We start from the raw sequence: 24,347 nt of genomic DNA on the forward strand, positions 1-24,347 counted from the left end.
TTAATTATTAAAAACATAAAATTTTTATGGAAAAAAGCTAAGGTATTGCCTTAGCTTTAAGTTCTATAATATGTCTTCTTTAACCTATTTAATATATCTAATATAGGTTTAAGAAGAACTAGGACTATAATAAAATTTGAAGTTCCATGGATTAAGTCAAACAATAAACCTCTAACCCAATAAGCCCATCCATAAGCTGCACCATAGAAAAAGGATTCTACTACGGAAAAGAAAATTCCAAAAGTGTAGCCAAATATGGCTCCTATGATTGCATAACCATATTCAGATTTTACCCTCCTTTTCAATAGTTCCGTTATTATAATAAGGATGGGCCAAATTATATAATAGACAAGGAGCCAAGTAGCAAACCCATATATGAATATTTCAGTAGTTGTAAAAACTACTGATATTAGCAATACCTTTTTATAACCGAACACAATGGTATATGCAATAAATAATAGGGTAACAATTTCTATATTGGGTATGAAACTTAAGACCAATTTCCCTGCTGTAATAGTTGCACTTAAAATTCCTATAAGAGCTATATCTCTAATCTTCATGGCATTAATAGTTTTTCAATTCAAAGGTATAAGTATCTCCATCGGTTAGAGGTATTTCTCCCGGCCCCGTTGTCGCATCCTTTCCGTTAATATAAATATGGAAGTATTCTTGATTGTTGGGGTCAGCTACATATCCTAACATTCCTGTTACCATGGTACCAAAATCGTATTTTTCAAATGTTACCCCTAGTTCTTCTTCCTTTTCCTCTAATAGTTCTAATAGAAAATTATGGTCTGTATTATATTCAAATGTTTTGTCTACATCTTCATTTTTATTAATAACATGTATTGTAACTAATTTTTGACCCTCTACCCCTTTAGGGCTTAAAAATGCCTTATACCCAGCAAATAATAGTACTGTAACTATTAAAACTAATATAATTGCTATTATTTTTTTATTCATAATATTCCTCCTCACTTTTATCTATAACTCTTAGATATAAAAGGCTTATTCTCCATTCTATCTAAAAAGTTTATATAACAACTTAAAACATATAGAAAATTTGCTAATAGATTAGTAAATGAAAACAATATCTTTGGCACCTTCTCCTGTTGTTGATCTATCTTATGAAGTAATCGAACTAATTCTTTAGTTTTATATCTTAACACATTTAAGTGGCAAGAAAGATAGGAACCAACAGGCAGTGTAAAGCCTTCAACGTGAATTTTATCTTTGTAAAAATAATATATTTCATATAACCTGTCCAAATCCTTTTGTTCAACGGCCAATTTACCTCTTAAAGAACCATTAACATGTAGGCTCATCTCTGCTAACCATTCTAGAATATTACATATGTCATCTGGATATGCTCTATCTCTAGCTATAGCTAAAGATAAGCCAAAATAACTACTAATACCATCAGATAATATTTCAAAATCACAAAATAGCCCTTCTTCATCCATAAATGGATAGCAAATTTCACCCAGCTTCTTTATAATTTACACCTCCCTTAGCAAACAAAAAACCTCCCAACTTCAAGCTGAAAGGTTTGCATACTGTATCCATAGATAAGTGTTCAATATACGAAACACCCTCATCTAATCATACAACACCTCCATCCCTCGTGAAGTTGTCGTTGTACTAATATAGGCAGGTCTTCCGGCTCGGCTTGTAATAGTAGTTTGCCTTCCCAGTTTCCCAGTGGCATTGTAAACTACTAAAATACCTTACGGCGGCGGGACCGCACAGGATTTTCACCTGTTTCCCTATTAATGCTTAAAGCAACCTATATTAGGATATTAAGTTTTCATCTAGATTTATAATACTATAATTTTAAATGCTTATCAATATTATTGATTATTCGAATCCAATAATCTTAAAGCTTCTTTTACAATCCTATCTACTGTAAATCCAAATTTCTCGAATAATTTATCCCCTGGTGCAGATGCTCCAAAATCATCTATAGATAAGATTTTCCCATCACTGCCTATATATTATCCGATGCTGCTTTTACGGCCAATCTTTTGGTTACTTCTTTAGGCAGTACCTTTTCCTTATAGTTCTTTCCTTATTCTTCAAATATCTCCCAAGAAGGCATGCTTACCACTTTAGTACCAATTCCCCTATCCTTCAATCTATTAGCAGCTTCATAGCTAATGCCTTCCATCAAGCAGTCGTCTCCTGCAAGTATATAGGTATGGTGGTCTATTATTTCATGGCTTGGCCTATTAAAATGAGCTGCTAAATGGGCTTCTGCCTATAAAACCCTTATGGTATTAATGGTTAATTTATCTATATTAATGCGATCCTCCCCTTTAGTTTAATCCAATCCCATATTATATATATAACCCAAAAATCCTGTTAATAATTGCACCATTCCTCTAATATTTAAAAAATATTAAAATACTATTTACACAAAACATATGTTCTGTTATAATAGGCTTGGAGGGATTTTAATGAAACACAGGATTATATTCCATATAGATGTTAATTCTGCCTACCTTTCTTGGGAAGCAACATATAGATTGCAACATGGAGAAGTCATAGATTTAAGGGATATCCCTTCCATAGTAGGAGGTGATGAATCAAAGAGGCATGGAATAGTACTGGCTAAATCCATTCCTACTAAAAAATACGGCATTTTAACTGGAGAAAGTCTCTACTCAGCAAGACAGAAGTGCCCAAATTTAACCATAGTTCCACCTAACTATGAAATGTATATGAAGGCCAGTAATTCCATGATAGACCTATTAAAAGAGTATTCCCCTTATATTCAAAGGTATTCTATTGATGAGGTATTTATGGATTATTCTTACAATAGAGAAACAAACTTTTTAGATACTGCCTATGAAATAAAGGAAAGAATAAAAAAGGAATTGGGCTTTACAGTAAATATAGGCATAGGCCCCAATAAATTATTGGCTAAGATGGCCTCAGATTTTGAAAAACCCGATAAGGTTCATACTCTTTTCCATTATGAGATAAGAGATAAGATGTGGCCTCTGCCGATAAGTAAACTGTTTATGATAGGCCCTAGGACTAAAAAGAAATTAAACAAAAGAGGTATTTTTACCATAGGAGAATTGGCTAAACTAGACAAAGATTATATATACGCGTGGTTAAAAAAACCAGGGATACTCATATGGGAATACGCCAATGGAATGGAAAACTCTCACGTAAGAAATGGATCCCTTCCCATTAAATCTATAGGCAACTCCACTACAACCGCCTATGATGTGGATAATAAAAGGGAAAGCCATATGTTTTTATTGGCTTTATCGGAAATGGTAGGTATGAGAATTAGAAATTTAGAACAATGCGGAAAGGTGATTTCTGTATCCTTAAAAAATAATCAGTTTTATTCATATTCCCATCAACGGAAATTAAACTTACCTACCGATTCTACTAATGTCATATATAAAACTGTTAAACAGTTATTCGATGAAATGTGGCAGGGAGAACCTATAAGGCGGTTTTCCATAAGTATTTCTGAATTGTATTCTAACGATTTTCAACAGCTATCCTTGTTAGAGGATTATAGTGAAAAAGATAAAATATTGGATAGAACCATAGATAAAATACGAAATAAATATGGATATAATTCCATAATTCGTTCTTGCTTTCTCCATTCTGGAATAAAGCCTATTATTGGTGGAGTAGTAACAGAAACAGATTATCCCATGATGTCAATTTTCTTATAGGGGTGGTTATGATGAAAGTATTGATGAAACCTATAGAGATGATCGCTTGGTTTAGTGTAAATAAAAATCCAATTCCATTAAGATATAGGATTGTGGATGCAAACAACGTTTACAGAGTCATAAAAGTTGATAAGGTTTTATTTGTTGAAGAAGAAAAACTAGCAGGCAATAGGATGATCCTATACAGGTGTGAAAGCATAATTAATAATGCTAAAAGGATATATGAACTAAAATATGAAGTGGATACTTTTAAATGGTTTCTTTTTAAAATTTAATTTAATAAGTTGTATAGCAGTTTAGTACAAAATTAGCTAGGATAAAAACCAAAAATATATTATCTAAAATAGCTAAAATAAAAGCATAAGTTAGCAAATATAATCAGAAGCCATTTTATACCTAAATTTATTCTCGAAATTATCATATAATTTGTGGGTCTTTAAAAATACTTATAACCTTTCAGCAAAAAAATACATAGAAAGTGGTACCCACTATAGAATCCCTGTAAACATTTGGACATGTCCTCTTTTAATAAAAATATTCGTAACTACAGTTCTTATATAAATTTATGTTGAGATCTCTTGCTTTTAAAGCAGATTATTTAAGACTTATAACAATTCCTAGCATCAATTCTACAAATAAAAAAATGGAAGAATATTCATAACCATATAGCTACAAGTCAAATTACACTATATATTTCAAAATTTAAACTTGTTGTTTCCTAGATATTTTATAAAAAGTTTTCTCGGCATGACGTACTAAATCAGATTTTTCATATGTATTACTAACTTTGGCCCAAGCAATGCAATTAAAATCCCTACATAGCTGAGGTCTTTCTTCATAAATTGTACATAAATACTTTTTTTCATCATTATTTTCAATTATCTCTAGCTTTGGACAGTTTCCCCATACAATCCGAATTGTATTTGGTGAATCCTGTATATATGGAATTCCTATACTTTTAATAAAATTTAAATATCTCTCATCACATTTTACGGGAATAAATATTTTACAACAGGCACCACAATGTACACATAAATCACTTTTTATATCTGCATATGTCAACATAGATTCCACCTCCCATTGTTTCAAGCATTTTTTTATGCAAATTTGTCTTTTACTCCTTTATAAACATCAGGATGTTCGCCTATATCCCACATGGCACTTATTATAGATTGTTTTATTTCTTTGCACCAAGGAAAAGGAGAATTTATTTTTCCTGTAATTTTATAAGTTACACCTCGACAAAAACCAGCACATATATAACGAAGTTCACATTTTTTACATGGAATAATATTATCAACATTAATGTCGTTTCTTACTTTTTTAAGAGTTTCTGAGTTAAACCATATCTGATCAAACATTTGATCGTATATATTTCCACATTTAAAATAACTTGCACCTATTGTATTTGTACATGGATATATATCACCATTAGCATCCATAAAAACACTAGACATTCCTGCTCCACAATAATTGCGTCTTGTTAAATCTCGCATAGGCAATATCATTGTATGAAATAGTGTACCAGCTAGATCTTTTTGATTGAATCTGCCTTCAGAGTACCATCTCGATAATATATTATATAAGTCATTAAAAGGCACATGACACAACTTATCATCCTCTTTACATCTTCCGATAGGAAACAAAGGTGATGTGAAACATTGGATACCATTGATTTTACAAAATTCAATAAATCCCTCCAGATAATCAAAATTTTCTTTGTGTACAGTCATGCTAGCAGTAACATTTAAATTATATTTTTTAAGTATATTTATTGCTCTAATTGCATAATCATAACTACCCTTTCCTCTAAATTTATCATGTTTTTCTTTATCTATGCCATCAAGTGATACTGTAATATTATCAATAGAATATTCCTTAAAGAAACGTGCTACTTCATCATCAATTAATATACCATTAGTATTTATTGTTATCTTTGGAAGTTCAATTTCTCGAGCATATTTAATTGACTTAAATAATAATTCTTTTCTTAAGAGCGGTTCTCCCCCTGTAAATTGAATATAGCAATTTTCTGAGGCATAATTTTTAACTCCGTCAAGATATTTTTTAATTCCACTAAAATCAATTTCATCTTGATAATTAATTATTTCCTTTCCAGCATCAGCGTAACAATATGTGCATCGCAAATTACAATTATTTGTTATATTAATTCCAGCAGTATCAATTATCCCTTTCCATTCTACACTATTACCATAATTTGCTTTTATAATTTTGTGTTCTAATAATCTATCATAAATTTTTTGCACTGCAGCCCTTGTCCTATCAGCATCTCCATTATATCTTATTACATATTCCTCTACTACCGATTCAATATCATCTTTTTTCTTAAACAATTCTAATAACCTTTTTGCATTTTCATTAACAACTAACCAATAAGGAATATCCGGATAGATAAATAAATATTTATTGCCTTTTTGATAATACACATATTCATTATTTAATATTGACATATAAACACCACCTTATATAGTAATATAATAAGGATAGTTAGTTTCAATGCAAGTTATTTGCATTAAAACAATCCTATCCTTATTATATTATTTACTCAAATGTTATTACTGTCTGTCCTGCCTTATACCACATGACACTTGCAGATGAAGTCGTTAAGTCAGGATTGAAATCATCACATCCTATAAAGTCAAATTCTTGGTCTAAATCTTCAAAATCTAATAGATCTAATCTTACAGAATTAATTCTTTCCACATCAATTCCCTCCTTTCATTAATTTTTAATTAATTTCAAAAAACCTTCACTAGTACTATCATTACATCTTTTTATATTACAACTAATAAATCCAGTATTTTATATATTAGATTATGTATAAACTCAAATTAGTACTTTAATATCAAGTTCCTATCCAAGTATTTTAAATAGCAATTATTTAATCTGGTACCATAAGTATAAGACCTTCAATAATATTTACTATTACTTAACTACCTGTTTCATAGCTAAACCTATGTATCAAAAAATTTCTCTAAGCATCAATTTGCAATAAGCTTCTCCAAGTACTTATTTATAATATCTCTTGATTTATCATTAGAAATCTTATATTTTTCACTAATTATTTTTATAACTTTTTCATAATCTTTAGTTTCATATAACAACCTTAATATCATATATCCAGATTTATTGATATTCAAATAAGTATCATGCGGCACAAATACACTACCGCCTGATTCTTCTTTTCTTATTCTCATAGACCTACCTTTAACATTAACTGAAAATGCATTTGATGATTCAAATTTCTTTACCTCCCTGGGAAACTCAATTCTTTTCTTGGTAACTACCGGAATTTCTAATGATATCTTGTCTTTCTTCTTTACAAATGGACATAAAGGATCTACCCCTAAAATATCACCTGAATAAAAATAAGCCCTAGCCCTACATCCACCTCCACAAAGAGAATGATATTTGCATTCAACACAGTCAGTTTTTAAATCTTCTAGTCTAATTGAACGTATCCAATTAAAAACTGGGCTATTATCCCAAATTTCTTTTATATTATTATTGAAAATATTACCCCCTATAAATTCTGAAATTCCAGTTAAAATACAGCAAAAATACATATTCCCTACAGAATCAATAGCACCAAGCATTCTTCCACCAGGACATGCTAAATTAGTCTGTTTATTATAATAATCATCGCTTAAATTATTAACAGCATAGGGAATTTTCTCAAGAATTTCCTCTTTTGAATAACCAGCTTCCAACAATGGTACAAAAAATTCAAATGGTTGAGTTAGTGCTAACGAAATAGGGACTGGCGATTTTACAACTAACCTCTCAATATAATCAATCATGAAATTTTGAAATTCTTCATAATTAAAACCTACATTATCTTCAATAGCCCTTCCAGTATTATAGAGAACCATTAATCTAACATGGGGAATTCCCATTTCTTTAGCTAATTCTAATACTTTAGGGAGATAAGAATATGTTTCTTTGCCTACTGCAAAATTCCATGCTACTTCTATACCATATTCAACCATCATTTTAGAGGTCTCAATAGCTTTATTAAATGCAGTTTTATTATTCCTTAAAAATGAATAAGTTTCTTCATCATAACCATCCATAGAAATATGAACATACTTTTTATTTCCCTTCAATTTGGATAGTTCATAGATCATTTTTTCATTCCACAGTATACCATTAGTTACTATACTTACATTGATATCTCTATATTTATCTATATGTTTAATAATGCTCAATAAATCATCTCTTAAAGTTGGTTCTCCGCCACCTAATTCAAATCTAAATACCCCCAATTTATATAATTGATTTATTAATGTGAATATTTCTTCTGTTGTCATTTCATTATCTTCATACCTAGGGAAGTTCCCATAACAATGCTTACATTTTAAGTTGCACTTACCAGTTAACTCAATTGGAACATATGTAGGTGAGCTATATTTCATTTAGCTACCTCCTTTCTTGATTTCATGTCATATATATACCACATCGTATCTATATATGTATCATGTAGATCTTTACACCATACAAACGGATGCTCTAAATCCTTATATTCCTCATAAGTCAAAGCTCTACAATGACCAGCACAAATATATTTTAAATCACATTTTCTGCAAATAGGAAAATTATCTACAGATATGTTCCTTAAATATTTAGCCTTAGGAGACTCCTCCCAAATTTTTTTGAAATCACATTCTTCTAATGAACCTAACTTGAAATATTCACTACAAATACTATCAATACATGGATAAACATCACCATTAGCATCTATAAATATCTTGTTCTTGGCTATATTACAAGATTTCTTACGAGTTAAATGCAATAACGAATTTATTAAAATATTATTCAAAGTATATGCTGCTGTATAATTTGAGATTATGCTTTTACTTATCCCTGTTTTTATTTCATCAACTATTCTATTTAAACTTGCTGGCTCAAGATTCAAATTCTTAGCCCTACCTAATTTTGCAAGAGGAGTTAAAGATGGAAATATCTTTTCTTCACTGCACATCCTTAAGAAATTTTCAATATCAGAAACATTTTTTTCATGAATAGCCATTCTTGCAATAACTACTAACCCATTATCTCTAAATATCTTAATTCCCTTTAATATATTGGAAAATGCTTCTCTAGGTCTTGTTATACAATTAATTTCTTCACAAGAACCATCTAAAACAACTGTAACCTCACGTACGCCAAGCTTGTACAGTTTTTTAGCAATTTCTGATGTTATCAACATTCCATTACTTTCAATATAGAAATCATTAAATCCTAAACTTCTCGCCTTATTTAGTGCGTAAAAGAGTAAATCCAACTGCATTAATGGCTCTCCACCAGTAAAACCAATTCTGCATTCCTCTGTAGCGTATTCTTTTAGCCCTTCCAGTACATTGTTTATATACTTTTTTTCCAAAACCCAATCATTATTTTCAAAACCATAGTTCCTATAGCAGCTATTACATTTTAAATTGCAATCCCTGCTCAATGTGAATTCACAAAGTTCAATTTTATAATTTGAAGATTCCCTACTTTTTTCTTTTAATTGCAAAATCTTATTAAAACTATCTAGGAAGTTTTTACAAACTAACTCACTTTGCTTGATATTATATTTTTCTTGTATGTGCTGGCTTACTGTTTCTAAACTATCGTTTCTAGTTAATAAGTTTAATAGATCCATACCTCCCTTTCCTGTTACAAACCAATATGGAATTTCTGGGAAAATAACAAGATATTTATCACCTCTTTTATAAAAGTTAAAATTCTCAGTTATTAAACCCACTTTATCACCTTCCACCTCTCAAAAGTACTAATAAAGTATTGCATTTTCTTGTTAGTATATTTTCATGTATTTGTAGACCTACATAATACGGTTTTATTATTGTGAAATCTTACAACCATACTTTTTAATAACTAGCATTACAAAACATTTTATCTAAATCTATAACTTCATCAGCAAAATCTAGCATTTCTTTTTTATGAGTTACACAAATAATAATTTTATCCTCTCTTATCTTTTTTAAATATTCATAAAACTTAATTGAGGTTTCATAATCTATAGATGAAGTTGGCTCATCTAGTAATAATATTTGTGGATCATTATATAATGCCCTTATAATATTAAGTTTTTGTTTTTGACCCTCAGAAAATATATCACCATTTCTTTTTACTAGAGTTTTATATCCGTAGTCTAATTCATCAATATCCTTTGTAATATTCAATATATCAGCTAGTTCCGCTATTCTTTGCTCATTATAATAGTGTCTTCCAAAAGTTAGATTTTGCGCTATACTCATATTGTTAAAAAGAAAAGCATTTTGTAAAGCAATACCAAAAAGTTTCCTAAGTGACATATTATCTATTTCTCTAATTGGAATATCATCTATCAATATATTTCCATCCTTGATTGTATAAATCCCACAAATAAGCTGAATTAAGGTAGATTTACCAATGCCATTTTTCCCAATGATACATATAATCTTCCCTTTTTGGAAGGTATAACTAAAATTTTTTATGATCAAAGTATTATTATGCGAGAAATTTACATTTATAAAATGTATGCCTTCATTAACATAGTTCTTTTTCTTTTTCTTGCTATTTGTATTATCTTCATTTTTAAACAAGTAAATTTCACAAAACCTTTCCAAAGCAACTATTGATTTTTGAAATTCTAAATTTATTTTTGCTACAGCATTAATTGGATTATATAATTTACCAATATACATATTAAAAGATATAAAGCTTCCAAGAGTCATTTGCCCATCAATAACAGATATCCCACCAATCAATAATAAAGAAATAGGTGCTATCGTATATAAAAAGGATAATACTTGATTATTTATTGTAACAAGTTTTACTCTATTAACATGTTCTTTTATTAACTCATGTAAATGTCGACTGAATATTAAACAACTCATTTTTTCTCTATGATTAGCTTTTATTATGGTTATGCCTTCAATGTGCTCTTGTAATCTATTAGTTAGCTCAGAAGTTTTAGCCCTTACTTGAAATTGATTTTCTCTTATTTTTCTATTAAAAAACTTAAAGTGAACTATAATTAAAGGAATAACCATTAGAGTAATTAAAGTTAATATAATATTTATTTTAAACATGATAATAATTACTAATATAATCAGAAGTATTTGAGACAATAAACTTATTAAAAGATCTGAAAATAAATTTGTTATATTGCTAATTTCACCTAGAACTCTTTGTATTAATTCTCCACTTCTGATTTTTTCAAAAAAATACATATCTTGTTTTAAAATCTTATTATATAGAGCTGTACTTAAATCGTAATCAATTCTATTTTTTAAATATGATAAATCTCTAGTTAAGCATATAGAAAAAAAGGATTCCAAAATATAACATACAATAAATATAGAACTTAAAGTCAATAAAGTTTCCATGTTTTTCAAAATTAAGCCTTCATCTATAATTAGTCTATAAATATGAGGTTTATATAAGTTCAATATTAGACCCAAAATTGTTAAAACAAAAATTCTAGCATGAACCCAAATATACTTAAATATAAATTCCAAATAGATTTTAAAAATAATATTCATATTACCTAACTTTGTCACAATATCACCAATTCTTATATGCATTATATAAAATGTGAATTTTAGGGTTTTTATAAAGAAGAGTCTCTTATATTTTTTATCTTTATTAGTTAACTGATATGTAAAGTAGGATAGTCTATGAGAATTGCCTTTCACTTTTTCCGAAACTTAAAATATTAAAATTTTAAAAATATTAAAATTTTAATGGATTATTATAATTACTCTATTCTTTCGCACCTCAAGTTTTTATATTATAAACATTATATACAATATAACGCAAAAAATTTGTCAATTATAAGGAACTTGCCCATAATTTTATAATATAATATCTAGCATTTTCATATTAGTAAACCTATTATTCTTTAATATTCCAAACTAAACGATATATATCATAAAAATTTCTTGTCGATATTCGCGATAATAAATTAACACTGCACAAGTTCAATTAAATAATTTTTTATTTTTGGTACATAATAAATAGGGAAAAATGCAATACTAAGAAAGGATGAATCCTATGAAAAATCAAAAAGCCATTGGTGAAATATTAGACCAAACTAAAAAAATTGATGAGAACAACTGGAACACCACCCAATGCTTAAATAACATCAATATGCTCCTTACATCTAATGATTTAGGTAGAACAAAGGATGATGAACTAAGCAAAAAATTTGAGGAATTAAATAGCAAAATAGAGGATATAAATAAAATAACCTCCGATTTATTGGAGGACTTATCAAGAAGGCATAATTAAAGTGATGGAATCCATCACTTTAATTTTTATATTTCTAATAATTTGTAGTTAATTATTAAAATTATGATGACTATTATAAAAGGCATTATCATGATAAACATTCCTAAAGGCCTGCCTACATTTACAGTCCACCCAACACCAAAACGTTTTTCTACAAATATGGAGGAATCTTCTGGATTATAGTATATAGTATTTCCTAATATCCATAGATGATCATCCTCTTTATAGTAATTCCTATTTAGCACTTCCTCTTCATCGAGCTTTAATTTTTCACCACCCTGACCTATCTTTGTGCTAATTACAATAGAACCAATTATGCTAAAACCTAATATAATCAAGGTAATTACATATACCCCTTTTATAGTCTTAAAAAATATTCCATAGGATAGTAGGGTTATAATTGTAAATAATAGAGTTATCAGGATGGTTAGTGTAAAAAGATATATAGACCATACCCTTCTAAATATTATATTCTTCTTTAAAGAAATTTGAGGATTATCTGGGTCTATCTGCTGTTTTGTCTTGCTAATGCTCCAATGGGATAAATATAAGATACCTAATGTTAACAATTGAAAAAAAGGCAACATAAGTACCGTTCCATAGGATTTATCAGTATAGGTAGTTATTTCTCCCTTAAAATCCCAATGGGTAGGAATTTTACCTGGTAAATTAGGATATAGGACAATTCCCAATATAAGATTGAATATGACTATAGCCAAAGGAATCAGATACCATAATGGAGATATAACTCCAACCTTTGATTTATCTCTGCTGTACTTTATATCGACAGCTACTATTTTTTGACTCATTTTATCCCAATTCTTTTCCTTTTTTAAGCTTTTAGATTTAGAATTGAATTTTAAATATATTAGGAACAATATTCCTAAAAAAACAAATGTTATAATTATTTGAAGGAGGGGATTTAAAAATCTATATAGCAAAAAGGATGAAATAATTATAGCAGGAATGCCTATTATAAAATTGTATAATAGAAATCTATTCTTTAGCCTTAAAACCTCTTTATCTTCCATAGCCTGCTCAGGAACCTTAATACCAAATAATATACTCTTTCTAGTAGCCCAAGGCATGATAACATGGGTTATTAAGCTCAACAAAAGTACAAGACCATTGATTAAAATTAACACTAATCTCTCATCCACTAAAATCACCACCTTCTATTTGCTTTCTAATTCATCAAAGATGCTTTCACAAATATTTAAAAACTCCTTTTTATCAATACCTCTGCTATAGCTACTATAGATTAGAAATTTTAATTCACTATTCAAGTACTCCATGTATTCCTCTGTGGCATGAGGCATTATGCTGCTTACCACAGCCCCTTTTCTTCTATCTATGATTAAAAAACCTTCATTCTTCAATATATTATAGACCTTGTTCACCGTATGAAGATTTATCCCAATATCTTCGGCTAACTGCCTAACAGAAGGCAACTGCTCACCTTTTTTTAGCTCTCCTTTGGCTATTCCCTCTATTATCTGCCTTCTCAATTGTTCATATATGGGAACTTCTGATTCAAAGTCTATTTTAACGATCATATCCTTCATCCTTTCTATATGTTATATAAATTATATAACATAATGAAATTTACTTCAATAGTTTATTATTTTAAAGAAGGATTTTATAGATCAACGTAGAATATAATATAATAGGTGATGGAAATGAGTACCCAACAATGGGAATTAAGGGATATAAATCGTCTTTCCAACGAAGAGCTTGTAGCCCTTTACAAAAAAAATAAGGATATAAATATTCGAAACAAAATTATACTAAACAACATAGGTTTAATATATTCTGCTGCAAAAAAGAGAATTAAAAGCCCTTGTTCTTATACATTAGAAGATTTGGTACAAGAAGGGGTAATTGGAATGATGAAAGGCATAGAGAAATTTGACATCACCAGGAATACCAATTTTACTACCTATGTCTATTATTGGATAGTTCAGCAAATGGATAGGGCCATAATGAACAATGGATATATGATAAGACTTCCTGCCTACATATATGATAAAATCAATAATATCTCTACAGTTGAAAACAACTATCTTGCAAAAAATGGAGAAATAGATTTAAAGAATATGTGTAACGAAGCAAATATAACGGAGCAAGAATATCTTTTAACCTGCCACTACAAGAGGAATTACTCCAACTTTACTTCCCTAAACTCCATAATCAATATAGATTCCGATGAAAATTATGTAGAACTTCAAGACTATATTCCGTGCCAAAATACTTCGGTTGAAGATACAATCATTTCAGAAAGCCTGAAAGATCAATTGATGGAAACTATGAACGAGTTATCCCCAAAAGAGAGGGAAGTTTTAATGCTACGATTTGGATTAAATGGTCATGAACCTTTAACTCTTGAGGCAATTGGAAATAAATATAATCTAACTCGAGAAAGAATAAGGCAGATTGAAAATAAAGCACTAAACAAACTAAAAAGACTAAATCTAAAAAAGGGATTAAAGGATTATCTATTGGAATATTGATAATCCTCAAAGAATTTTATCCTATCCTCAGTTGTAGGATGAGTATAATACCATACTTCATATATTTTGCTTGGTCGAGGTATGCTTAAATTGCTTTCATTTAATTTTAACATGGTGGATATGGCTGCCTCTTTATTTTTTGTCAATTCTATTTCTATCATATCTGCTTCCCTTTCCATATGTCTTGAAATTAAATTCATTATTGGATTTGCTAAAAACAAATAGAAATTCAATATCAATAAAATCAAGGGTAAGGATGCTATATCATATAATCTACTAAAACCAAAAATCCCATTGGAATTTATAAGTACCCAATTTGAAGTCCTATATATTAAGTAAATTAAAAATATAGAGAATAATCCTCCTAGTATTATGCTCTTCCAAATGTGTCCCTTTATATAATGGCCAATTTCATGGGCTGTTACGGATAAAATCTCATCCTTTTCCAATTTTTTTATAGTAGTATCCCATAGAACTATCCTTTTAGATTTAAATATTCCCGTCATGTAAGCGTTCATCTCTTTAGTATCCCGACTCTTATCTACCTTATAAATTTGGGCTTCTTCTATATTTGCCTTTTGTAAAAGCTTTTGTATTTCCTTACCTAGTTCCTCATCCTTTATGGAAGTGTATTTGTTAAATATAGGGTCTATATACATGGGAGATATGAATGTGATAAAAGCAATTACAGGTATGGAAAGTAACCCTAGATATAACCACCATCTATTAGGATGTTTATAAATTAGATAATACGGAAACCATATTATCAAGGAAAATATCAAGATATTTAATGTGAAATTTTTTAAAACTAATTCCAGCCACCTCAGTATAGACTGATTAGATAAATCATATCTATGTTTTAGAATGAATTCACCATAAAAGCTAATGGGTAGAGAAAACAATAAATCTATAGCAAAAAATATTATTACATATAAAAATCCAGTTAAAAATAGCCCCCTTCCATTTCCTTCAGCAAAAACTCCTATTCTTTTGGATAATCCCGTTGTTAAAAATAAAAGAGGAAATAAAAACTTTAAGATCAAATTTATTGCCCATATTTTCAACCTGGATTTCCTATAATCATAAGCCATTTCCAATATACTAATATATTCCATCTTTAATTTATTCATATTTCTATATTCACTAATAAATATGACTGCGATGAATAATATCAATAAAATAAAAAAGATTCCTATAGATAAAGCAAGTTTTTTATTCATTCCAATCCCCCATTCCATAACAACTTTTATTTAAATAGTATTTCTGTTTACATTATTATATCCAAAGAAGAAGGGGATTTGACTAAAAAATACCTTTAACTTTACTATCCTTCTATAAATTATCATTTATCCGTGAAATATTGCCAATTATCATTTACAAGCTTTTTTATAACTTATAATATATTATTAAGTAATTTAATTTAGATATCTGAATAGGGGAATAATAGCAACTCCTAAAGGAACTTTTAATATCATTACGGACATTTCCCTTATTATGGTATCTGTAATTCTTCTATTGAAAAAATGCTACTCCAATAGAAAGTTTAAAATAGTATATTTTATAGTGCCAATAGTATTTTTATTAGTTTCGCTATATTATCTGTTTTTCCTATAAAGTTACACTTAATTAGGAATTTTAATCATAGTACAAATGCTATAAAAAAACGGTATCAATAACATATAAGTAGATATACAGTGTCTTTATAAAAAAACAGCATGGTAATTTTCACCACGCTGTTTTTAGTTAAATTACTAACTTTATACAACCATTTTGTTTATATTCTCACTAACTATTCATCCATTTTATAGATAAATTCCCAATCCCTTTGCCTATTAAATATCGATTTTGTTTTCTATGAGATATCCAGTACCTAGGAACATTACAATTCCTATTATTATGCTGTAAATAAAACTTGGTATATTAAACAATATATTGCCAAAATCTCCAGCCATCATAATGCCATATCGATCCACATCTACATGAAATCCATGGCTTAATATATCCATTGACCCAATAGTAAATGTAGATATATCTAAATAATAGGGAATTAATTGAGCGATTTTTATTTGGCTATAAGTTATTATTCCATTTAACACTAAGAATACTACAAACCAAAATCCACCAATTTTTTTATTTCTGAAGGTCACCCTGCTAAGAGCCATGGAAAAGTAAATTAGTATTAAAGTTAGTGTCCCATTGATAAAGCCAAGGATAATAGTAGTAATAATCTCTTTATAGGGGAGGGCCGCACTCGTTGCCCTTGAAAACATTTGAGATATACTGAATTCAGTTGGAGCAAAGATGGACAACATAATCAAATGATAAACTACTATTACAATGGCTAGTATAGTAAACCACATTAAGGCTACAATTAGCTTAGCACCTAATACTTGATTTCCAGTAAGAGGTAAAGTAAAGGTTAGATATCCCCTGTCTTCATATAATTCCTTTCTAAAAGAGCTTACTATATATAAAAAAGTAGTTAATAGGGACCCAAATATAATTAGAACCGATAAGCCTACAAACAACGCTCCTGCTGGAGAACCTCCTTTATTATTGACTATATAGGCATATATTCCTGTTGTAAGTATTAATACTAAAGCTAACACTCCCAATATAAATTTATAGGACCCTTTTATTTCATATTTCATCAATTTACCCATCTTATCTCCCTCCTATACTCCAAATATCTCCTTGTAAATATCATCTATACACTTCCCTTTTTCTTCCCTTAAGGCTTCTGCACTGCCCATTAAGGCTATTTCTCCTTCTCTTAAAAACACTACATCATCAAATATACTTTCCATATCTCTTACTAAATGGGTGGTTATTAACATGGAACTACTTCTATTATAATTATTTATTATAGCATCTAATATTTGATCTCTAGCTACTGGATCAACTCCTGCTATTGGTTCATCTAATATATATAGTTTGGCATTTCTAGATAGTACCAAACTTAAATTTAATTTTTCATGCATCCCCTTAGAAAGGGTGGTTATCTTCATATCCATTCCCAGTTTCATAAAATCTAATAATTCTTTAAATTTCTCATCATCAAAATCCTCGTAGAAATCCTTAAAAAATCCAAAAGCATCCCTTATAGCCATCCAATTATATAAGAAGTTTTTATCTGATAAATAAGAAACTATTGATTTAGTATATACTCCTACCTTATGTCCATCTATAAGAATTTCCCCTTTAGTTTCTCTCAAAAGCCCAGTTAATATCTTAATTAAAGTGGTCTTTCCGCTACCATTAGGACCTAAGATCCCCACTACTTTTCCTTTTTGAATATTCAAGTTTATATTGTTGAGAGCTTTTTTATTGAAATAATTCTTAGTGAGGCCATTGATTTCAACTATATTTTTCATTCCCTCTCCTCCTTTTCAACCCATTCTGATACTATTTCTATTATTTCATTGGTACTAAATCCTAGTTCCTTCATTGTTATTAAAAAATCTTGAACTATATTAGTAGCCATATCCCTCTTTAACTTATTTATAGTCTGTATATCCTCCGTGACAAATGTTCCCATTCCCCTTTGGGTAAAAACTAGCTCTTCTCTCTCTAATTCCTGATAGGCTCTTTGTATGGTATTTGGATTTACCCTTAACTCTTTAGAAAATTCCCTTACTGATGGCAATTTATCACCTCCGCTTAATTCTCCTGATACCATCCTACTCTTTATTAGATTCATAATTTGGATATATATTGGAAGATTTTCATTGAATTCCATCTCTTCACCTCCACTATCTCTTTGTAATAGTGTATTAATTTTATAGTACACTAATATTGCGTGAATGTCAATAAAAAAATATAAAACCTTGTAACTTTTAAGCTACAAGGTTCTACTTTCTATATACTCCCTCATCTTATTAATATAGGCTTTGCTAATTTCTTTTATTATTTTATTACTTACTGAGTCTAACCTTATATTATCAATACTTGATATTGGCAATACATTTACTGAAGTTCCCGACATAAATGCCCCATCTAACCTTATTAAGTCATCTTTATGTATATTTTCTTCAACTATTTCTATATTGAGCTCTTCACATACTTGAAAAATATATTTTCTTGTAATCCCCAACAGTACATCTCCTTTTGGAGCAGTATATATATTTTCTCCCTTTACAAAGAATATATTTGATCTGCTACCTTCTGGAATATATCCATCCTTATTTACCAATAAAGCTTCAAAAGCATTGTTTTCTTCCAATTTTCTTGCTACCTCTTCCCTAAAAGACAACATCTGTATCTTAGCATTGGGATTCTCTCTTTCATAATTGAACAATATAGTATGTATACCTTCTTCATAATATTCTTCTGGTGGATAGAAGCTTTTTATAAAATAAGCTAGAACTACTTGTCCCATGTTTTCAATATCTGTACACAATAATTTAACGTTTAAGTTTTTAACGCCATTTTTTATTATCAAGTCCTTAATATCCTCTTCTATCTGAACGTCCTTTCTTTTGATGGGATAATCAATTATCCTGGCTGATTCTCTCATCCTATCTAAATGGTCTTCTAAAAATAGTGGCACCCCATCTATTACCCTTATCACCTCATATATAGGCGGTTTTTCTATTTTTTCAAATATTTCAGTGTTTGAAGTAGGCTCTAACCTACCATTTACCATTAAATATTCTCTTATGGCTTCAGGTTTCATAGAGTGTTCCCCCTTAATTTATCTATTCTTCTAATGATTTTATATTATTTAGAGCTATATCCCTTTTTATCTTTAACAGTTTTTCATTATTGTCTTCTAACGCCAATCTCATATCTGTTATTGATAATGACAATTTATCTAAATCCTTTATCTTGTCTTCTTCTTTTTCTATTTTTTGCCTAATGCGAGAAATATGATCTTCAGCATTAGTTAATAATTCTTTTGCCAAATCCTTATTCCCTCTCTGTCCTTCTATGAAAGACTGATATACAGAATACTTTATCCTAGATAAATCTCCTCTTATTTCATCTTTATATAGATCAAAATACACAGCAAGAAAATTGATAGTTTTGCTTCCTATATTGACAATATCCTCCATAGTCCTATTTTCAACAGCTATAGAAAAAGCATTTAAATTCTTCTTAAATTCATTAGCCTTTTCAGTATTAACACCTTTTTTAATACTTTCTACTTCATAATTATTCCAGCTTTCATGAATTTCCTCTAATTTCTTATCCACTTCCATCCATTTTAAAAACAGAGCTTCATCTTTAGTCATAGTCCCCTTTTCTTTCTTGCTTTGATGATTGCCTTTATTCTCTTGACCTTCCCTTTGATTCTTTCCTTCTTCAGAATTATTCCCCGATTTATTATTAGATTCATCCTCCATCTTTTCCCCTTTATTAGATTGCTGAGTTTGAAATTCTGATTCTGTTAAGTCAACAATCTCCATTATAGAATCTAATGAGTCTAATAATTCATCTATGCCATCGGATACTTCAGTCAAAGTTTTTGGAGCCTTTTCCTTTTGTTCTATTTTTGAAGATTTGTCGTTCTTATTCATGCAAGCCATTAGAAAAAAGGGAATTATTATAATAATAGCTAAATATATTTTCCTGTTCAAGATTATCACCTCAGAAAATAGTGTTCCCCTGAGGCAATTTTTTATCCCACTGTTATAAGATAGGAGAAAGTAATCTGGAGATGGATTCCTTTATTTTCACAATATTAGACCTCTGAGCATATTCTTCTTTAGTTATTTCCCTACAATGTTCTAGATCCTTATTAAACTGTTCTACCATTTTCCTATTCGCATCCTCATCGTATATAAAAGCATTTACCTCAAAATTAAGCTTAAAGCTCCTAATATCTAAATTAGCTGTACCTATGGAAGTAACAAAATCATCCATTATAAAGGTTTTACAGTGAAGGAATCCATTTTGGTAGGTATAAAATCTCACCCCAGCTTCTAATAGCTCTCCTATATAGGAAAGTCCTGCCCAATAAACAAAGGGGTGGTCTGGTTTGCAAGGAATCATGACCTTTACATCTATACCAGAAAGGCCAGCTACTCTTAAAGCTTCAAATATACTATCATCTGGTATAAAATATGGAGTTTGAATATAAATCCTTTCCCTAGCATTGGCAATCATCTTAAAATATCCATCTTTTACACTAGCCCATTTTGAGTCTGGTCCACTACTTACTATCTGAATTCCCGCCTTCCCCTTCTTTGGTCTTTCAGATAGTTCCATGTTCCATTGAATATTATACTTCTTGGCTGCAAAAACCCAATCTTTAAAGAACCTCCACTGAAGGTCCTCAACTGCAGTCCCTATTATCTTTATATGGGTATCTCTCCAATATCCAAATTTTTTGGAAAGGCTTAAATATTCATCCCCTATATTAAATCCACCAATAAAGGCTTCTTTACCATCAATTATGCAAATCTTCCTATGGTTTCTATAATTTATTCTGGGAGTAACATAGGGGGCAAATGGAGGGAAAAAAACTGCTACTTCTCCGCCAGCTTTCTTCAGTGCATCAAAGCAATCCTTCCTTAACTTTCTTCCTCCCATTCCATCATATAATACCTTAACTTCTACTCCTTCTTTCGCTTTTTGGGTTAATTTATCTATAAGCTTAGTACCTATGCCATCACTCTTCATAATATAGTATTCCAAATATATATATTTCTTGGCATTTTCAATACTCTCTAATAAAGCCTCAAATTTTTCCTGACCCGAGAAATAAAATTCAATATAATTGTCCTCAGAAAAAAAAGATTCACTAGTTAAGATATGCATCTTTATTATATCATCATACTCTAAAAACCTAGGATTAGAAAACTTATATTCATCTTCCACCATCTTTTGACCTTGTCGTAATACCCTCTCTCTAATTCCCTTATCCTCTTTTTCCTTTATTTTAAACATCTTTTTTTTACTCATGTCCTGCCCGATGAATAAATATAATAGAAAACCTATACCTGGAAGAAAAGTCAATACCATAAGCCATAACCAAGTGGTAGTAGGATTTCTCCTTTCAAAAAATACCAACAATATAGCAAATAAAATATTTATCCATAATATATTCGTGAATAGCCAAGTATAGCCATCTATTATATACTCCATAGAATCACCCATTATGAAATGTAAAATAATCTAATCTAAAGATTATTTCTTCGATTTATGTCTTTTATTCGAATCCAAAATCTTCTTTCTTATCCTAAAGCTAGTTGGAGTTACCTCTATAAGTTCATCATCTTCTATAAACTCTAAGGCTTCTTCTAAGGATAATTGCCTTGGTGGAGCTAACCTTAAAGCTTCGTCAGAACCTGCAGCTCTTATATTGGTTTGATGTTTTTTCTTACAAACATTTATCTCAATATCCATTCCTTTAGGATTTGAACCTATTACCATCCCTTTATAGACTTTAGTTCCTGGAGTGATAAAAAGTTCCCCCCTGTCTTGAGCTGAATATAATCCATAGGCTGTTGCTTCTCCTGTCTCATAAGCAATCAAGGAACCTTCCTTCCTCGTAACAATGTCCCCCTTGTAGGCCCCATAACCATCGAATACAGAATTTAGAATGCCATTGCCCTTAGTATCCGTCATAAACTCGCCTCTATAACCGATTAAACCTCTAGCAGGAACAGAAAATATTAGCCTATGATATCCTCCGTTGCTTTCCGACATGCTGATTAATTCACCTTTTCTCATACCCAATTTTTCTATTACTATTCCAATATATGATTCCGCTACATCAACTGTTACCATTTCCATTGGTTCTAATCTCTTCCCATTTTCGTATTTATATAAAACCTCTGGTTTTGAGACTTGAAACTCATAACCTTCCCGCCTCATGTTTTCTATGAGAACAGATAAATGTAATTCTCCCCTCCCAGATACTTTAAAAGCATCAGTAGAACTTGTTTCTTCTACCTTCAAGCTAACATCCGTTTGCATCTCCTTAAATAACCTGTTTCTTAATTGTCTTGAGGTCATATATTTTCCTTCTTTTCCCGCAAAAGGGCTGTCGTTGACCGAAAAAGTCATGGCAATGGTAGGTTCAGAAATCTTTACAAAGGGAAGAGGCTCCGGAGCATCTACATCACAAATGGTATCTCCTATATGAATTCCCTCTACGCCTGTAACTGCAATTATACTCCCTGCTTTTGATTCTTTTACTTCTTTTCTGTTTAATCCTTCAAATTCATAGATATTAGTTATCTTTACCCTTTTTATTTCGTCTTTTTTGTTTTCATTAACAATTATAGCTTCTTGATTCGTTTTTATTTTTCCTCTTTCTATTTTACCAATTCCAATTCTTCCTACATAATCATTATAATCTATAGTGGAAATTAATAATTGCAATGGTTCATCTATATTGACATTTGGAGCTGGAATATATTTAATTATCGTCTGGAATAAATCCTCTAAGTTATCTTTTTTCACGTTCAAATCTAATGTTGCCGTTCCCTCCTTTGAGGAAGTAAATACGAAAGGAGATTCCAAGTATTTTTCATCTCCACCTAATTCGATGAATAAATCTAAAACCTCATCTAAAACTTCTTCTGGTCTTGCTTCAGGCCTATCTATCTTGTTTATGCACACTATAGTTGGCAAGTTTAACTCCAAAGCCTTCTTTAATACAAATTTGGTTTGGGGCATAGGCCCTTCAAAAGCGTCTACCAATAATAATACTCCATCTACCATTTTAAGAACCCGTTCCACTTCTCCACCAAAATCTGCATGGCCTGGAGTATCTACAATATTTATCTTAACATTTCCATAATAGATAGCTGTATTTTTTGCTAAAATGGTAATACCTCGTTCCCTTTCAATATCATGTGAATCCATAATTCTTTCTGCAATTATCTGGTTTTTTCTAAAAATCCCGCTTTGCTTTAACATACTATCTACTAATGTTGTTTTCCCGTGATCAACATGAGCAATAATTGCTATATTTCTTAAGTCATCCCTTATAATTTCCATCAAGAATATCCCTTCCTACTTTAAACTTATAATTAATTTTTATATATCGTCAACAATCTTCCATATACTATATATGGACTAGCAAATTCTTTAATATTATCTTTAAATTATGATGGCAGGGGGTACCCTGCCATATTCATAATATATATTATCCCATATATTTTACAGCTACAATTCTATTATTGTCAATATATAACTCATCAGATAACCCATCAACAATTATCAAGCCCCTCCCACAGCATTTTAATTCCGTCGGATCATAGCTAGATATATCAAAATCTATACCCTCTCCCTCATCAGCAACTTCTATTCTTATGGTATTACCTGCTATTTCAAGGAATAAGTTCACACTCTTATTACAATTACATCGATTCCCATGAACTACACTATTTATAATGAGTTCATTTAATATTAATTTTATATCAAACATTATATCCTGATCTTGGATAATCTTTTCTATTCTACTTAGTACCTTTTTAATAAATGCTTTTATATCGTCTAAATCGCTGCGTACAGAACCCTCAAATATGAAAGACACCTCAATCACGCCCATCTACTCAATAATCCTTATTTAGTATTATTTATAGTTTACCCACAAATCATCCATTTAATCTTATACCCTTTTATTATTCTATCACAATATTTAACAAATTTCAGTTTAAAATCTATATTTTTGGGTATTATCCCAGTGATTACATATGAAAGGAGAGTATATATGGACAGATATGTTTGTGAACCCTGTGGATATGTTTATGATCCAGAAGAAGGTGATCCGGATAATGGAATAGAACCTGGTACATCTTTTGAAGAATTACCAGATGATTGGGTTTGTCCAGTATGTGGGGCTACAAAAGATATGTTCGTTAAAGAAGAATAATACTCT

Annotated in this window: 27 protein-coding genes and 1 riboswitch; of the genes, 5 read left to right on the plus strand and 22 right to left on the minus strand. The window is 30.1% G+C overall.

Annotated features, from left to right (window positions below):
- Positions 1 to 56: 56 nt before the first annotated feature.
- The 5 genes from BLV68_RS05030 to BLV68_RS16260 all read right to left on the minus strand — a co-directional run bounded on the left by BLV68_RS05030 (position 57) and on the right by BLV68_RS16260 (position 2,170).
- On the minus strand, positions 57 to 560 hold the full coding sequence (locus BLV68_RS05030) for a hypothetical protein (protein WP_093751463.1): 504 nt from the start codon (positions 558 to 560) through the stop codon (positions 57 to 59).
- Between the two features lie 4 nt (positions 561 to 564).
- A complete protein-coding gene (locus tag BLV68_RS05035) occupies positions 565 to 963 on the minus strand; it encodes a DUF4430 domain-containing protein (RefSeq protein WP_093751465.1) in 399 nt (132 codons plus the stop codon).
- Between the two features lie 17 nt (positions 964 to 980).
- Positions 981 to 1,463, minus strand: a complete 483-nt coding sequence (locus tag BLV68_RS05040) for an ATP:cob(I)alamin adenosyltransferase (protein ID WP_093751467.1) — start codon at positions 1,461 to 1,463, stop codon at positions 981 to 983.
- A 169-nt stretch (positions 1,464 to 1,632) separates the two neighbouring features.
- A riboswitch (cobalamin riboswitch) is annotated at positions 1,633 to 1,805 on the minus strand.
- 45 nt (positions 1,806 to 1,850) lie between these two features.
- Positions 1,851 to 1,991 carry a transketolase-like TK C-terminal-containing protein gene (locus BLV68_RS16255; protein WP_407702344.1) on the minus strand — a complete coding sequence of 47 codons (141 nt, stop codon included), beginning with the start codon at positions 1,989 to 1,991 and terminating at the stop codon, positions 1,851 to 1,853.
- A gap of 77 nt (positions 1,992 to 2,068) precedes the next feature.
- Positions 2,069 to 2,170: a transketolase-like TK C-terminal-containing protein gene (locus BLV68_RS16260; protein WP_399263736.1), complete on the minus strand. Its 102-nt coding sequence runs from the start codon at positions 2,168 to 2,170 to the stop codon at positions 2,069 to 2,071.
- A gap of 286 nt (positions 2,171 to 2,456) precedes the next feature.
- On the opposite strand from BLV68_RS16260, the gene BLV68_RS05050 reads away from it, so the two are divergent.
- Both BLV68_RS05050 and BLV68_RS05055 read left to right on the plus strand, forming a co-directional pair.
- Positions 2,457 to 3,701, plus strand: coding sequence for a Y-family DNA polymerase (locus BLV68_RS05050; protein ID WP_093751471.1), 1,245 nt, complete (start codon positions 2,457 to 2,459; stop codon positions 3,699 to 3,701).
- Positions 3,702 to 3,712: 11 nt separating this feature from the next.
- A complete protein-coding gene (locus tag BLV68_RS05055) occupies positions 3,713 to 3,976 on the plus strand; it encodes a hypothetical protein (protein ID WP_093751473.1) in 264 nt (87 codons plus the stop codon).
- Between the two features lie 427 nt (positions 3,977 to 4,403).
- Here BLV68_RS05055 and BLV68_RS05060 read toward each other — a convergent pair whose 3' ends face one another.
- The 6 genes from BLV68_RS05060 to BLV68_RS05080 form a co-directional block, all read right to left on the minus strand.
- The gene (locus BLV68_RS05060) at positions 4,404 to 4,766 is read right to left on the minus strand and encodes a YkgJ family cysteine cluster protein (RefSeq protein WP_093751475.1); all 363 of its coding nucleotides are present in this window, start codon (positions 4,764 to 4,766) and stop codon (positions 4,404 to 4,406) included.
- A gap of 32 nt (positions 4,767 to 4,798) precedes the next feature.
- Positions 4,799 to 6,172 (minus strand): radical SAM/SPASM domain-containing protein, encoded by a 1,374-nt coding sequence (locus BLV68_RS05065; protein WP_093751477.1) that lies wholly within the window; start codon positions 6,170 to 6,172, stop codon positions 4,799 to 4,801.
- Between the two features lie 91 nt (positions 6,173 to 6,263).
- Positions 6,264 to 6,425: a hypothetical protein gene (locus BLV68_RS15405; protein WP_159428617.1), complete on the minus strand. Its 162-nt coding sequence runs from the start codon at positions 6,423 to 6,425 to the stop codon at positions 6,264 to 6,266.
- A 278-nt stretch (positions 6,426 to 6,703) separates the two neighbouring features.
- On the minus strand, positions 6,704 to 8,137 hold the full coding sequence (locus BLV68_RS05070; RefSeq protein ID WP_093751479.1) for a radical SAM/SPASM domain-containing protein: 1,434 nt from the start codon (positions 8,135 to 8,137) through the stop codon (positions 6,704 to 6,706).
- Entirely contained in the window at positions 8,134 to 9,471 is a 1,338-nt protein-coding gene (locus tag BLV68_RS05075; protein ID WP_093751481.1) for a radical SAM/SPASM domain-containing protein, read from the minus strand. The genes BLV68_RS05070 and BLV68_RS05075 overlap by 4 nt, the downstream gene beginning before the upstream one ends.
- Positions 9,472 to 9,595: 124 nt before the next feature.
- On the minus strand, positions 9,596 to 11,296 hold the full coding sequence (locus BLV68_RS05080) for a peptidase domain-containing ABC transporter (RefSeq protein WP_143035246.1): 1,701 nt from the start codon (positions 11,294 to 11,296) through the stop codon (positions 9,596 to 9,598).
- A 469-nt stretch (positions 11,297 to 11,765) separates the two neighbouring features.
- On the opposite strand from BLV68_RS05080, the gene BLV68_RS05085 reads away from it, so the two are divergent.
- Positions 11,766 to 12,002 (plus strand): hypothetical protein, encoded by a 237-nt coding sequence (locus BLV68_RS05085; RefSeq protein ID WP_093751485.1) that lies wholly within the window; start codon positions 11,766 to 11,768, stop codon positions 12,000 to 12,002.
- 26 nt (positions 12,003 to 12,028) lie between these two features.
- Here BLV68_RS05085 and BLV68_RS05090 read toward each other — a convergent pair whose 3' ends face one another.
- Positions 12,029 to 13,162 carry a DUF1648 domain-containing protein gene (locus BLV68_RS05090; RefSeq protein ID WP_093751487.1) on the minus strand — a complete coding sequence of 378 codons (1,134 nt, stop codon included), beginning with the start codon at positions 13,160 to 13,162 and terminating at the stop codon, positions 12,029 to 12,031.
- A 15-nt stretch (positions 13,163 to 13,177) separates the two neighbouring features.
- Positions 13,178 to 13,558: a GntR family transcriptional regulator gene (locus BLV68_RS05095; RefSeq protein ID WP_093751489.1), complete on the minus strand. Its 381-nt coding sequence runs from the start codon at positions 13,556 to 13,558 to the stop codon at positions 13,178 to 13,180.
- 123 nt (positions 13,559 to 13,681) lie between these two features.
- Here BLV68_RS05095 and BLV68_RS05100 point away from each other — a divergent pair, with 123 nt between their 5' ends.
- Complete coding sequence (locus BLV68_RS05100; RefSeq protein WP_159428619.1) at positions 13,682 to 14,512, plus strand: sigma-70 family RNA polymerase sigma factor; 831 nt, start codon at positions 13,682 to 13,684, stop codon at positions 14,510 to 14,512.
- Here BLV68_RS05100 and BLV68_RS05105 read toward each other — a convergent pair.
- The 9 genes from BLV68_RS05105 to BLV68_RS05145 form a co-directional block, all read right to left on the minus strand.
- Positions 14,494 to 15,732, minus strand: a complete 1,239-nt coding sequence (locus BLV68_RS05105) for a M48 family metallopeptidase (protein WP_159428620.1) — start codon at positions 15,730 to 15,732, stop codon at positions 14,494 to 14,496. The two genes, BLV68_RS05100 and BLV68_RS05105, sit on opposite strands and share 19 nt — an antisense overlap.
- A 612-nt stretch (positions 15,733 to 16,344) precedes the next feature.
- Positions 16,345 to 17,175, minus strand: a complete 831-nt coding sequence (locus BLV68_RS05110) for a hypothetical protein (protein WP_093751495.1) — start codon at positions 17,173 to 17,175, stop codon at positions 16,345 to 16,347.
- A gap of 12 nt (positions 17,176 to 17,187) precedes the next feature.
- Complete coding sequence (locus tag BLV68_RS05115) at positions 17,188 to 17,886, minus strand: ABC transporter ATP-binding protein (protein WP_093751497.1); 699 nt, start codon at positions 17,884 to 17,886, stop codon at positions 17,188 to 17,190.
- Positions 17,883 to 18,251: a GntR family transcriptional regulator gene (locus BLV68_RS05120; protein WP_093751499.1), complete on the minus strand. Its 369-nt coding sequence runs from the start codon at positions 18,249 to 18,251 to the stop codon at positions 17,883 to 17,885. The genes BLV68_RS05115 and BLV68_RS05120 overlap by 4 nt, the downstream gene beginning before the upstream one ends.
- 102 nt (positions 18,252 to 18,353) lie before the next feature.
- On the minus strand, positions 18,354 to 19,187 hold the full coding sequence (locus BLV68_RS05125) for an aminotransferase class IV (protein WP_093751501.1): 834 nt from the start codon (positions 19,185 to 19,187) through the stop codon (positions 18,354 to 18,356).
- 22 nt (positions 19,188 to 19,209) lie between these two features.
- Positions 19,210 to 20,091 carry a hypothetical protein gene (locus BLV68_RS05130; protein WP_093751503.1) on the minus strand — a complete coding sequence of 294 codons (882 nt, stop codon included), beginning with the start codon at positions 20,089 to 20,091 and terminating at the stop codon, positions 19,210 to 19,212.
- A 52-nt stretch (positions 20,092 to 20,143) separates the two neighbouring features.
- A complete protein-coding gene (cls, locus tag BLV68_RS05135; RefSeq protein ID WP_093751505.1) occupies positions 20,144 to 21,601 on the minus strand; it encodes a cardiolipin synthase in 1,458 nt (485 codons plus the stop codon).
- Between the two features lie 42 nt (positions 21,602 to 21,643).
- Positions 21,644 to 23,464, minus strand: coding sequence for a translational GTPase TypA (typA, locus tag BLV68_RS05140; protein WP_200773652.1), 1,821 nt, complete (start codon positions 23,462 to 23,464; stop codon positions 21,644 to 21,646).
- A 148-nt stretch (positions 23,465 to 23,612) separates the two neighbouring features.
- Positions 23,613 to 24,017: an ATP-binding protein gene (locus BLV68_RS05145; protein ID WP_093751507.1), complete on the minus strand. Its 405-nt coding sequence runs from the start codon at positions 24,015 to 24,017 to the stop codon at positions 23,613 to 23,615.
- A 162-nt stretch (positions 24,018 to 24,179) separates the two neighbouring features.
- Between BLV68_RS05145 and rd the strand changes: the two genes are divergently transcribed.
- A complete protein-coding gene (rd, locus tag BLV68_RS05150; RefSeq protein WP_093751509.1) occupies positions 24,180 to 24,341 on the plus strand; it encodes a rubredoxin in 162 nt (53 codons plus the stop codon).
- Positions 24,342 to 24,347 lie beyond the last annotated feature (6 nt).

This window comes from Tepidimicrobium xylanilyticum, from assembly GCF_900106765.1.
GTDB classification, from domain to species: Bacteria; Bacillota; Clostridia; order Tissierellales; family Tepidimicrobiaceae; genus Tepidimicrobium; species Tepidimicrobium xylanilyticum.